We start from the raw sequence: 12601 nt of genomic DNA, 5'->3' as shown, positions 1-12601 counted from the left end.
AAGCGCCAACTATAAAGTTAGTTACGGCCTATAAGATAGGCTTTTTTTGTCATTTCGGGTAAATAAAAATCGTAGGATGAGCCATTTTTCATCAACAAATATACACCATCAAATCGATCTCCGAGGATAAAACTGCCATCGTTAAATTTACCCAGTCGCTGTGGTTTTATATGGTAGCCATATTGAGGATCCGCTGTGTAAGGGACTCTGTCCATGCCCTGTGGGTAATCAAAATAAACAACGGGCGTTATCTCATTATTTTTTACTGATACTATGCCATTGGAAGAGGCTAAATACATAGCTTCATCCGAAATCAATATGGCACTTGTGGGTAAGAGCGCCTGCCAATGTATTTGGTGTTCCGTGGTGATGGTTTTTTGAGGATCTAGACTGTTGAAAATAGAGGCAAACTTTGTATTGCCACTTTTGTCGAGCTTGACCAATGTTCCATTGTTTGGCGTGCCTATCCAAAGGTTGTCGTGGTTATCAACGGCTACATCGCTGATGTTGACAGCTCGCCTGCCAATGTATTTATGCACAAAGAACTTATTTGCACTTTCGAGATCCATTTCTGTTAACTTAAGCCGGTATAAGTCGGTTTCATTACCAGTATCTTCTACCTGAAAATAAACAGCATTGTTGAACAACAGCGGTGTTGCGCTTCTTTGCGGAAAGAAAAATTCACTAGCTTGTTGGTTTCCATAGCCGTCGGAGTCGAACTCAGGATATTGCCTAGTACTTGAATTAGCTTGAAATAGTAGAGCTAGTTTGTCTGAATTCAAGGTATAAATGGCATCTTGAGAAATAATGAGCAATCCTGCTTTACTTTTACCCAGCCGCAACCAGTCAAATTGAGTGGGTAAGTGCAGCGCCTGATGTGTCGAAGGTGTTGCTGGTTCGGTTGTGATAATTGACCACTGGTTATTTACTTTACATAGCCATTGGGCCTGATTTCCACGCACAATAACATCGTGAATTTCTGGGCAGCCTTGAACCGCGACTGGCGAGAGCTGTGTTGACTTTGCGGATATAAAATAAACCCCATCATGCCATATATTTTTATGAGTTTTTCTCCAGCCTTTGACTGTGACAATAAAACCATTGCCATAGGGCTCGAGCCCCCAGATATCTTTATTAGTTGGCTGCTTGGGTAGCAAAGCTTTGGGGGCTTGATGTGTTTTCCATTGCCACCCGAGTATGGCCGACTTTCGCCTAGCGTATCTTTTTCGTTCCTGTAAAAGGTGCTTTTTATGAAGAATTTCAATCTCTTGCTGAGATATTTGATAGGTGTGGAGCTGCTTATCAACTTCCCATGGAAGACCATTAAGTTCGCGATGTAAGCTTTTGATAATAATACTGCTCATATTGTCAGGGTGACGAATATCACGCTGTGCAAACCATTGAGCGAGCGCCGACTTAGACCAAAGACCCAGTGAGTTTCTGAGGCCAGCTCCAAATCCATGGTGATACTTAGCTAGGTCTTGTTCTGTAGTATTTTTCAGTGCGGCTAAGTCCTCAGGCGGTAGCGTAGATTGAAGTCTTAAAACCGCTTCTTTCAAGTTTTGTGGCGTTTGTTCTACGGTTTGGGAGGGGGGGATTGCACAGCTACTGATGAACAAAATCAAAGATATGCTGAACAATTGGATGAACATTCTTTCCATGAATAAAACCGCTCGTATTATTGTTATTTCTTGATTTTATTACTGTCAGTTTAAGACATCAAGAGGTTGTTTCGCGGCTTGAAAAGTGCGTTTTATTGCAATGATTTATTGATGCCTCTGGTATTTAAGAAGTCAATATTACATACTCGCGACTAGCAGTTTTACTCGGGAGAAAACTGCTTAGGAACCATAGCCACTTATTACTTTGGCTACTTAAATTAGGAATATTTAATGAAAAACATCAATAAACTTACCGCTTTTGCTCTGCTCATGCCGACAGTCGTTTTTGCCACAGAGAATAACTTTTCTGGTGACTATCAACTTCATTTAGATACTGTTCATGATGGACAGCTTGTTAACGAAACAACAGTTGATCTGACCGTGAAGGGCTCTAGAGCGCACTTTGTGGCGAGCGAATCTGAACTGATCCTATCAGGAGAAGCCAGTGTCAATGCGCTCAATATCAAATTCCAAACCAGTGATTTACTTTCTGGTGAATTGCGCTACTTTGCAGGGGGGCTCAGCGACTCTGGTGTTTACCAAGGCAGCTGGCATAGTAATACAGGAGCCAGTGGTGACTGGCGTTTTAATCATAATCCGGCAGCGAGTTTTGAGACTTGTAAGCAAGTTTTAGATGCAGGTTATAGTGTCGGTGATGGTGTGTATAAATTGCTAAATGAGTCTGGTGAGCAACAGTCATTTTATTGTGATATGACCACAGATGGTGGTGGCTGGACATTAGTCGGTAGTTATCCTAAAACTCAGCCCGGTGGTATTGCTCGCATCTCTGATTATGGCACGATACCTGAAACCAGCCCTAATGACCCAAGTTCACTATTTCTCTATCAGCAAGACTTAAGCAAGTTTCGTGATGCTAGAGAGCAAGTTGCCTGTGCTGGTGCAAATTGTGTAAGTGGCAAGACTGTTTATGCTGACAATTTATCAACCTATGATTTGAATTTGATCCGAAGTGCGTGGGGCTATTTAGATCGCGTGGAGCATATGCCTAAGGTTGCAGATATTCCAAGCTGCAGAACAGATTACAACGACACAACAACGCTTGTGTCGAGCTGCGTTTTACCTACTTATTTAACGTGGGCAAACAACTCTCATCAAGTTGGTTGGCAGGTTGACCCGCACGGTCCAACTCATTGCTGGGTTGCACGAGGTACCTATGCGTCTGGAGCAATTGGCTCTGGTTTATGTGCAAGTAAAGTGGAGCCAAATGGCACCCGTTTTGCGCTATTGTGGATGAGGTAAGTAATTACCTATGATCAAAGGGGTCAGAGTCATTGATCCCTTCCAATCAATAGGGTCAGAGCTATTGATTCTTTTGAATAAGTTACTTTGGATCCCTCATCACGCTTTATGGTATAGCGATGATTAATGATTATAAAATCTGAACAAAGGGGGGGCTTTATTGAATGCAGGCGATCGATCCTTATGGCAACTTGGCTGTTTCAATATGAGCTTTGCTTGTATCAATATAAATTGCGGAATGTAAGAATAACTCGCCCCTGGGATCAGAGGTACTAGACCTCTGCACCAGCTTTTTATCTACAATAAATTTTTGGGGCGTTTTAATACTATGGGTTGTGTGAAATGTATGAAATCACTGTACCTTGACTTTAATTTCACTTCTGATGGAATGCACCACCATAGAGAGTAATGTTCCACAGGTCAAAGCCCATGCTAAATAAATTAAAGTCTTGTAACTACTATACACTAAAATAAGAGAGGGGAGGTCAAATACATTTCTCAACGTGTATTCAATCATCGCAGCAAGGTAAACGAGCGATGTGTATAAAAATATCCAATGAAATATTCCATCAAAATAAGTGAGATCAACCTTTTCAGACTTTGATATCTTTCTTGATATTTGTACTCGAAATATAAATATTGCAACGGCTGTTAAGCTAATAAGCATCTGTATGCCATATATGAGTATTCCATGAACTACTTTATTAATGTCGATGGCTTTAAGGCTGATAATTTCATAGCCAAATATTATATATTCAGATAAATTAATTAGTATCAAAAATATAGAAATGTGAATAATGTTAGGGTCTTTTTTAATAAACCCATATAGAAGAGCCGGTAAAATAGTTATTAGATAGATTTCCGTAACTACTTTTGGATTGCCGACCAATGTGTAAAATACTGAAATAGATATAATTGTCAGAACAATTAGTTGCGAGGGCTTCATACTAATTACCTTTTTTCTCCTGCTTTGGTTTTTTGGGAGAGAGAAGATCAATGCTTATCTTGGCTGAAGCGGGGTCTACAGGTTGCCAAGGGCCGCCGCCATGTATTTGCGTACACAATTCTAATTTAAGAGAGGAAAGCTGCTTACTCGCTGAACGTACCTTTTTGCCAACATTAAAATTTATCATCATTCTTCATCCTGTAACTTTGATTCAGTTTGGCCATTTACTTCATCATGTATCATCTTTATTTGATTTAGCAATGATTTCGAGTCTATCTTACAATACATAAGCCACTTAAAGAAATGCCCAGTTCTAGGTTCTCCTACTCCAAGCTCGTAATTGCTTACCGTTTCTCTGGTGATTTTTAGCTTGTCGGCCATTTCTTTTTGGGTTAGCCCTGCTTTTTTCCTCATTGCTTTGAGGTCATCTCCACTTACCACCGTTTTTTTCCTTGCTAACTTGAAAGCCTTTGACACTTCAATTATGTACGATATATTAACAAAAATGCTTCATAAGTAAACAGTGCCATTCGTCCCTTTTTTAGTATTTTTACCGATTTGATTTTGTCTTTCTTTAAAATTTAGATGCAAAACTCAGCAGCTCAATCATATGCAAAATTGAATCAATGCATCTTCCTCCTTTGAAATTTAATATATTTTCGAAAACCACCTCTAACATTGTTAGTTGGGATCCACAGGAACCACACAATATACCTGATAACATGGGGTAGACATCAAGCAAGTATGAAATGTACTTGAAACGCAACATATGAAAATAACGAGCAAAAGCTAATTGCTTGATGGCAAAGGAGGAAAAAGTTGCTAAACACACTTTGGACGTACAACCGAATAAAGCCAACCCTAATGGATTCCAGCCAGCCTGGATGGACGAGTATTGGCTATTTTTAAGTAAGGAAAATCAAAAAGGGCAAGCCAAGGTGCTGAATTTTTTGTTTTTATCTTTGATTTATAGACTAGGGGAAAGTCTTCTAGCTAAGCTCAGAACCATTCAGATATTTTGAACTATGAGCGAACAAAACTAATCGTGAACAGACAGAAAGCCCGCTGATTTATAGAGGGGACGATTTTGCTAATTTTCATTGAAAAGCAGGGCTACTTTTTCGCTTATTGCTTTGCTAAATGAAATAGTCAATTACTTTGGCTTTGTATAGAGGATGGCGTGGCAATCAAAACCATATCAATTGATAATACCACCTTATGATGAAGGTTAGCTGTGCACCAGTAAATGGGAGCAAAGATACAGTACCAAAGTGATTAGCACAAATATCTTAATAGCGAAAATAGTAAAGCTGAAACTCGTGATATAGCTGGTATTAAGCTCATGTAATTCAATTAGCTCTTGGTATGATATTGAGGTGAGTGATCAAGCTTCTATGAGTTTAAATACGTATAAAAAACATTAGATGGCCATTGCAATTGATTAAGCTTTGTAGTGCTAGAAGAGATCGTGGTAATTGACATCAAGAGCGGTTAGTAAATAGCTTTTGGGACTGGCTGTATTTTTATTGAATAGGGTAGTTGGTGATTTTAATTGAGTTTTAAAGAGTTTATAAAAGCTTGATAAAGGCCAGGCAGCTAGTTTTATAGACTTGCCTGACCTCAAGCTGATTATTAAAATTGACTTTTTTAGTAAGCTTCAAGTATTAATTTGACAACACTTTTATAACCCGGCTGTCGTATGAGCTACCGCCTCCTAGAAATTGATTATTGAAGAAGTCGTTGAGTACTGGGTAATTTTGTCCTTCTACACCAAATAAGGTGATTTCAATTCCTGAGTAGTTAAAGTGATTTTGCACCCATGCTTGAAGATTTCCCTCGATTTGAGTCTTACCATAAATACGTATTTTATTTCTATCTGAATTTGCTGTTCCAGAGAATAGCCCTTTTCCTGTAGATGCAGTTAAGTTTAAGTTGGTAATGTTGAAATCAGAAAAGTATGTCCAAAATACAGAGTGCCCATCAGGGCTATACGTTTCATGGAATGCATGTACACTCACATCTAAAATATCAACGTTTGAATAATAACTATCGATACAAAAATAAAAGCAATTTATGTTTGAGTCTTTAATCACAATTGACGAATTATCTAGTTGAATGGCTTGTTTCCCATGGCTCTCAATATTTGCATAGTAAATACCGATATTATTAGAGTTAGTCGCTTGCAATGCTCTTGATACTTGTGGGTTAGAATTTTGCGGATCATTGTCATCTCGATCCGCTTTAAACAGTTTGTTGTTTGTAATATTAATGTTGAAGAAATTAATATTTGTTGAGTTTACTAGATGTACCACTGAATTTTGTGTAGCCCCTCCAATCATGACAATTTCATCTTCAAAAGTAGCCATTCCATTGATGCCTGAGAAGGTAATGTTATGCTTATCTTGAATTGTTATTGCTTTATAATTGCCTCGTTCTAAACAAATATGGTAGCCGTTATTATCTGGTTGTGCTGCATCAATTGCTGTACGTAGCGACTCATCATTATTAACAATGGCATCACACCCTAGAGTTGTATTGTATCCCAATATTTTAGCGACTTGCGATGACACTACATAATTGTGCTTTACTTTATGGCCATGATAAAAGTTAATTTTTTGGCAGACATTGTCTATGGTTGTCGTAATCGTTTCCTGTGTTTTCGAGTTGTACAGCTCGTAGGTAGAGGCGTGGCAGTTACCACTTTCTTGCTTAATCAGCCAATCTGTTAAGCTTTGCTTTGTATATGAGCTTTGTACTGAAATTCTGTATGCGTTTGCACTGCCCCATACATTAATGTCACTGCTTTCCTCCAATTCAAAAGCAACCACCTTACATGGGTCTGAGATAAAAATGGACTTGTTGAGACCACTAGTGAGGTTTTTAACGTGATATCGAGTCGGAACCGAAACGCAATCTACTTTATCTTGGATAGGTGGATATGTGCTAACAACTTCATAATCTGAGGGGACCTCAGCCAAGCTTAGGAAAGGGATGAGTGTGACTAAAAAACTCCAGTTTTTCATTTTACAGACCTTTATTTTAGTTAAGTGTAAACCTAGTTTTTGAATCGTAAGGTTAAAAGGCAACAGGAAATAATTCGACTTGCTATTGTCTTGAAGAATATAAATTCAAATCATATTAAAAGAGGCGAGCATTAAACTTCCCAATTCTGTTGTGGCACAACAAAGGAGTTCAATGGGGTCAGAGTTATTGATAGTAAATATATTTGTCATAAATCCAATTATTTCCTATCAATTCAGAGGGAAGTTTTACTCTTAACCAACGGTTTTAGTAGCGCTAAGTTTTTAGCACTAACCTATGCTCTGTGGAGAAAACTTCCGGTGTCCAGAGATTAGTTATTTAGAGTCTGGTAAGAACTAAAATAAGCAGCCGAAGAAAGTCATAGTGAGCGGGGGTTATAGATAAATATTTAGTTAGGGGTCAGTGTCATTGACCCCTCTTTTAATCAAGTAAGAAAGGTTGCTTAATCTGGATTGGGTTCCTGACTATACCTGTTAAGTGTAGTTCCTAATTTTTTTGCCTGTGTAAAGACCTCTCACCGCATCGATGGTCAGTGAAAAAATTACCATTACAGACAATAAGGTAAGTAACCACTTCATAGACTCAAAAGAATTATATATAAACATCGGGTTGTAGTCTGTTAACTTCCTAATGCCCCTCTCTATTAGAGATGCAATGTTCACAAGAATTGATGAGAACAATATTAGAACATACATAATTTCGTTAGAAGTTAGTCTAAAATCACAGTGGCAATGTTTTGCTAGCTTACTAATACTCCATAAATTTTTGTTTGCTATTGTGTAAGTTATTTTATACCGAAACAAAATCACTAGTGCTAAAAGTAAATCTTGCATACTAACAATGACATAAAACCAAGTACCAGTAGTCAAGGCCCACGGATATATAACAATATCAATGGTTCTTGCAATCAAAATACATAAGGCTATCCATCGAACTGTTGGACTCTTTTTGCTAATTACCACAGCTAAAATAAGAAAAAGCCAAATAGAGATGTTTATTATGTGATTTAAGTCAGTAGGTAATTTATAAAGTATATCCATATTACTCCAAACGGTTAATTGTTCTTTCGTGTTATTTTATGTGGTGGGGGCGGGAATATATTAGCACTAGCTGGGTCAACTTGACCGCCTCCTCCAGCCACGCCACCTGCACCAGATATTAACTTTAAGGAAGGCTCTTCTAATGAAAAAAAGGAGTCCTTTAGTTTCTTTTTTCCCATGACTTTTCCTGTAATTGATGTGTTGAATTTATCAATGTAACAAATATAAACAAAGTTTATTAGTTTCTTTATTCTGGAAATTCTGAATTCCTTAATGGTTCGTTTTTATCCTCTTCTGTTTTCCTTTGAGGCAGAAGTGATTTAGGGTTTAGCCCACAAACTATATACATTTTGATCAACAAACTAGTATCTGGAGAAGTTTCTCCACTCTCCCAATTGTATATTGTTTGTTTTGAAACCCCCATTTTTTTAGCAAAGCGACTTACACTATAGTTTCCCGCGAGCCTAATTTGCTGGACTAGATGTTTTGAGTTGAGAGTCAATGTACTTTTCCTGAGTTATCCTTACCCTTAATTAACCTTTATGTTATCTGTTATTTATATTTTGTTCATCTTTATTGTATGAGAATAACTTCGATAGTCAAACCTATTTGACTTCCTATTGTGTAGGATAAGTGCGTATACACTCTGACCAATAGTTAAGCAGGTTGAAAGTTAATAAGCATTATTGAAACTTTCCTTATTTGCATCAATAAGCAAGAAGGAGGAAAACGGATTTCATATTAGTTAACTGTCGGCAATACGTCAGAGATACTTCTATACGTTTATTTTAGTAAGAGAAATGATATGAAAAACAATGCAATAAGAAGGAAAAATAAGGTATGTAGTTTTATGTCTGAAGTTCAATTGAGCTTGCGGCACACTCGAAAAAAGCGGAACTTGACTCAAACTCAACTAGGCGCGAAGCTCAATGTAGACCAAGCCACGATAAGTAACTTTGAGACAGGAAAAACGATAATGACCATTGCACAGATATATGAACTATATCTTATTTTTGGAGAAGACTTTCGGTGTCCTAGGATTAGCTACTTAGAATGTAGTGAGAATTAAAGTAATACGGTTTGAGTAATAAACATCAGTCAAAGGGAGCAGCGCTGCTGGCCCCTATCGTTAAAATGACGCAAATCGGATTACAGTTAATTTGCCGCTTGTTGTGCCTTTGCGGTGGTGGCGAGCCGACTTTCTAAACGTTCTAATTGCTCTGCTAGTGCGTTTTGCGTAATTTCAAGCTGGGCGATGCTGCTACCAATCTCGACTTGTTTTGCGTTGCTGCCACGTGACTGTGATTTCAATTGATCTAAATCGGTATTAATTGACGTTAACTGATTTTTCAGTGATTCAGCAGCTTGCAATTGCTCTTCTAAAAGAGACAGCTTGAATACCAAATCAGTTTGACTTTGCGCGAGAGTGTCTACTCTTGTTGTCACGCCAGATTGGGTGTTGGCGTGCTTTGTCTGGTTGCTAGCAATGGTACTTGTCTGCTCTTTGAGCTTTCTGATTTCAGACTGATTTCGTCTCCATGCTGAGGCCCAGAGTTTATCCATTTGTGACCAAAGTTCATCGGTACGTTCGCTCAGCGCCTTCAAGTTTGCCTGCATAGCGCCTGCGGACAAGCCCATTTCTTCTCCTGTCGCAGAGAGTGTACGTTCAAGCTCTGCTATACGCTTTGTTGACTCAAATAACTGCGCCTGCGTTGCTTGGTTTTGTTGATAGAGCCCATATACTGCCGCTGTTAAAGTAATGATAGCCGCGGTGCCCAGCCAAGTCATAAAACTCGTTTTTTTGGTTTGCCCTAATTTTTGTTCAGGGTCTTGCTGTGGCAAAGGCGCTTTATTACTAGATGGATTGAGGGACTGTTTAAAGGTTTCAACCTGATCTAAGTCGGGCGTAATACTGGGTAATTCAGGTTCTATTCTTTTATCCAACGCTCTTTCCTCTTTTGGGTTCTCTATGGAATTGAGGCAGCTTACTTGAAAACAGCTTAGGATGGAATCTACAAATTAGACGTGTGAGACACGTTGATTGATTATTCCGCTCAATGACAAAAAATGAACACCTCTGCACTGCCAAGGGATGCTTGTGCGTTGACTATTTGAAGGTTCAGGTCCCTACAAATTATCACTAGTGTGGAGTTATGAATTCATCTAAATACTGTCAGTGACCCAGCCAATCGTTGCATTAGAATGGAAGTTGTCAATATGAATAATATTAATAACTCCATCTTGCGCTGTACCGAACAATAGAACCTTATTTACAATCATAATATCTTCTTAAAACTAGCCTGTAGACCTTGCTAGTAAAGCATTTCTTCTCCTTATTCTGTTGGTGGAAACAATAATACAAATGTGAATTTTTTAATAAATACGATTTTTCCAATGTGACTTACTGGCGAGTAATTTTCTTCCTGCTACTTTTTGGTATGAAACAGTAAAAAAATCGTAATGATAATTAATTACGCCAAGGATCTGCTCGAGCGCATCGGCAGAAGCTTGACTAAACGGACTCTTTTTACAGGCTAGGTACTATGGGGATCTCATACCACAGTTATATTGGTACGACTGTTGATCAGTTGCCACAACTACCGTGTTCGACAGTAGGACACCTTTCTCTCAGCACCCCAGTTGGGAGCTGTGTCGACAAATTTGGCCGCGTATGGCTTGCGGATACAGCGCACAATCGCGTGTTGGTATTTGATTCAAACATGGATCAAATACTGGCAAGTTTCGGCACGATTGGGACTGGGCCAGAGCAATTCAATATGCCTTTTAGGTTACTTGCACACCCGGATAAAAACTGGGTATATGTGACTGATATTGGTAATTTCAGAGTTCATATACTGGAATACACCGAGCGTTTAGAGATCAAGCCAGTTAAGATATTTGGCGACGAACCAGAAGTCGCACTTAGGGGCCCCAACGGTATTGTGGTCCACGATGGGAAAGTGTGTGTTGCTGATGAGTTTTATGAAGGGCAACAAAGTCAATCTCGACTCGTGATATTTAGCGAAGATGGCAAGTTTGAGCGGTCGATTGATGAGATTGTGCCAGAAAATGGTGGAGATCCTGTTCATCTTTTGTGGCCTCAGGGATTGAGTTTAGATAAAGATGGCAATATTTACATTTCAAATACTGGCTTCTCCACTGTGGTGCGCTGTAATTGGCAAGGCCAAGGCGTGGTATTTAGCGCGACAGGAAAGTGTTACATCGATGGACTGGCATTATCACGCGGAGTGTCTGTGATCCAAAATCGTGTGCTTATTCCCGGTGGCTTGCCCAATGCTATTTCAGTGTATGATTTAAATGGCCAGTTTATGGGTAGCTTAGATGGTTTTTTTGCGCCAGTGCAAATAACTGAGTTTACAGGCGCGAACACTTTACTAATTACCGAACCATTTTTGGCATCTCTGCAAAAACACACAGTGAATTTAGCCACTCTCAAAGGGGAGAAATCACGTGCAACCAAAGTACTTAAGTCTGTGGGTGATGAGCGTGATAACCCTGGGCAACTGCATTTTGTTACCTCGGTTGTGGGAGATGTCACCAATACGCAATCTAGCTACTCAAGTAATGCGCCCCTTTTTGAGCATTGGGTTGAACATCAACTTGCCCTGCAAGATCAGTTACTAAAAGTGATGCAACCTCCAGGGTTACCATCGTGGTTAAGTATTGCATTATCAGCACAAACCGAATGGGTGCAAAGATGGCAGCAAACCATGGTACGTATTTTCCTAAATGATAAGTTTGAAGACCCAGAAGATTTACTGTGGATGATGGACTCAGGCAATTATCAATTGCAAGCCACGGAAGACGGCAAGAGCGATTCTGCTAGGCCTATTAGCTTGCCAATGTTACCAGGTTCGCTGGGCATCGCTTCTTTAACACCCTCAAAACCACTGCCAGGACAGTTAGATCCTGAAGTGCCTTTACTGGTAGTAAGCAACTATTTAAGTGGCATTGTCACCATATTGCAGTATAACGACAGGCTTGGAGAACTGGTGCCATACACCGTTTTTGGTGGGCTGGGTACAGGAGATGAGCAGCTTAACCAGCCGCAAGGTATCGCAATAGATCCTACCAATAATGACATTTTAATTGCTGACTCGGGGAACAATCGTATTTGTCGCTGGCGATTGTCAGATACCGGCGGTCCATTTTTAGTCCATACCTTTGGTCAATTAGGCTCAGAGCACGGCGAGTTTCACACGCCATCGGATATTACCGTCGATGCACAGGGTACGTGTTTTATCACAGACCAAAACAACAACCGAATAGAAGTATATGATCAGCAAGGGAAGTGGCTCCGCAGCTTTGGTCAAGAAGGATATGGCACAGACAGTGAAAACTTCTTGCTACCAACCAGTATTGATCATGAAAACGGGTATTTATTTGTTTCGGACTTGGTTAACCGAGCAATCAAGGTTTTCACCTGCTCAGGTGAATTTATGGAATCGTTCAGTGGATTCGGCGCAGACAGAGAAAAAGGTCAGTTGTGGCTCCCTTATCTGCTTCACGTCAAAAATAGTAAGGTTTATTTGCCGGACTGTGCACTGAACAGAGTAAACGTTTATCAATTTAACATTTAACAAGGACTGTACATACGCTATGGCTGGACGTGATAGATGAACATAGCCACG

Annotated in this window: 10 protein-coding genes; 3 read left to right on the top strand and 7 right to left on the bottom strand. The window is 39.5% G+C overall.

Annotated features, from left to right (window positions below):
- Nucleotides 1–17: 17 nt before the first annotated feature.
- A complete protein-coding gene (locus N483_RS08360; RefSeq protein ID WP_155735407.1) occupies nt 18–1661 on the bottom strand; it encodes a DUF6794 domain-containing protein in 1644 nt (547 codons plus the stop codon).
- A 231-nt stretch (nt 1662–1892) separates the two neighbouring features.
- Here N483_RS08360 and N483_RS08355 point away from each other — a divergent pair, with 231 nt between their 5' ends.
- Nucleotides 1893–2921 (top strand): fibrinogen-like YCDxxxxGGGW domain-containing protein, encoded by a 1029-nt coding sequence (locus N483_RS08355; protein WP_023400849.1) that lies wholly within the window; start codon nt 1893–1895, stop codon nt 2919–2921.
- A 352-nt stretch (nt 2922–3273) separates the two neighbouring features.
- Here the strand turns inward: N483_RS08355 and N483_RS08350 are convergent, their stop codons facing one another.
- The 5 genes from N483_RS08350 to N483_RS08320 all read right to left on the bottom strand — a co-directional run bounded on the left by N483_RS08350 (nt 3274) and on the right by N483_RS08320 (nt 8451).
- Entirely contained in the window at nt 3274–3867 is a 594-nt protein-coding gene (locus N483_RS08350; protein WP_023400850.1) for a hypothetical protein, read from the bottom strand.
- Between the two features lies 1 nt (nt 3868).
- A complete protein-coding gene (locus tag N483_RS08345; protein ID WP_023400851.1) occupies nt 3869–4057 on the bottom strand; it encodes a hypothetical protein in 189 nt (62 codons plus the stop codon).
- Nucleotides 4054–4308, bottom strand: a complete 255-nt coding sequence (locus N483_RS08340) for a helix-turn-helix domain-containing protein (protein ID WP_023400852.1) — start codon at nt 4306–4308, stop codon at nt 4054–4056. The genes N483_RS08345 and N483_RS08340 overlap by 4 nt, the downstream gene beginning before the upstream one ends.
- Before the next feature lie 1223 nt (nt 4309–5531).
- Nucleotides 5532–6890, bottom strand: a complete 1359-nt coding sequence (locus tag N483_RS08330) for a hypothetical protein (protein ID WP_023400854.1) — start codon at nt 6888–6890, stop codon at nt 5532–5534.
- Nucleotides 6891–8196: 1306 nt separating this feature from the next.
- Nucleotides 8197–8451, bottom strand: coding sequence for a helix-turn-helix transcriptional regulator (locus N483_RS08320; protein WP_023400857.1), 255 nt, complete (start codon nt 8449–8451; stop codon nt 8197–8199).
- Between the two features lie 303 nt (nt 8452–8754).
- Here N483_RS08320 and N483_RS08315 point away from each other — a divergent pair, with 303 nt between their 5' ends.
- The gene (locus N483_RS08315; protein ID WP_023400858.1) at nt 8755–9018 is read left to right on the top strand and encodes a helix-turn-helix transcriptional regulator; all 264 of its coding nucleotides are present in this window, start codon (nt 8755–8757) and stop codon (nt 9016–9018) included.
- 86 nt (nt 9019–9104) lie between these two features.
- On the opposite strand, the gene N483_RS08310 is transcribed toward N483_RS08315, so the two are convergent.
- Nucleotides 9105–9893 (bottom strand): hypothetical protein, encoded by a 789-nt coding sequence (locus tag N483_RS08310; protein ID WP_023400859.1) that lies wholly within the window; start codon nt 9891–9893, stop codon nt 9105–9107.
- A 599-nt stretch (nt 9894–10492) separates the two neighbouring features.
- Between N483_RS08310 and N483_RS08305 the strand changes: the two genes are divergently transcribed.
- Nucleotides 10493–12550, top strand: coding sequence for an NHL repeat-containing protein (locus N483_RS08305; protein ID WP_023400861.1), 2058 nt, complete (start codon nt 10493–10495; stop codon nt 12548–12550).
- The last annotated feature ends 51 nt before the right edge of the window (nt 12551–12601 follow it).

This window comes from Pseudoalteromonas luteoviolacea NCIMB 1944 (genome assembly GCF_001625565.1).
Classification (GTDB): Bacteria; Pseudomonadota; Gammaproteobacteria; order Enterobacterales; family Alteromonadaceae; genus Pseudoalteromonas; species Pseudoalteromonas luteoviolacea_F.
This window is presented reverse-complemented; position numbering and strand designations above follow the sequence as displayed.

What these genes read in the sequence shown, in the direction of transcription:
- N483_RS08350 (WP_023400850.1), bottom strand. Translation starts at nt 3,867, where the DNA reads ATGAAGCCCTCGCAACTAATTGTTCTGACAATTATATCTATTTCAGTA.
- N483_RS08315 (WP_023400858.1), top strand. Translation starts at nt 8,755, where the DNA reads ATGAAAAACAATGCAATAAGAAGGAAAAATAAGGTATGTAGTTTTATG.
- N483_RS08305 (WP_023400861.1), top strand. Translation starts at nt 10,493, where the DNA reads ATGGGGATCTCATACCACAGTTATATTGGTACGACTGTTGATCAGTTG.
- N483_RS08345 (WP_023400851.1), bottom strand. Translation starts at nt 4,057, where the DNA reads ATGATGATAAATTTTAATGTTGGCAAAAAGGTACGTTCAGCGAGTAAG.
- N483_RS08330 (WP_023400854.1), bottom strand. Translation starts at nt 6,890, where the DNA reads ATGAAAAACTGGAGTTTTTTAGTCACACTCATCCCTTTCCTAAGCTTG.
- N483_RS08355 (WP_023400849.1), top strand. Translation starts at nt 1,893, where the DNA reads ATGAAAAACATCAATAAACTTACCGCTTTTGCTCTGCTCATGCCGACA.
- N483_RS08360 (WP_155735407.1), bottom strand. Translation starts at nt 1,661, where the DNA reads ATGGAAAGAATGTTCATCCAATTGTTCAGCATATCTTTGATTTTGTTC.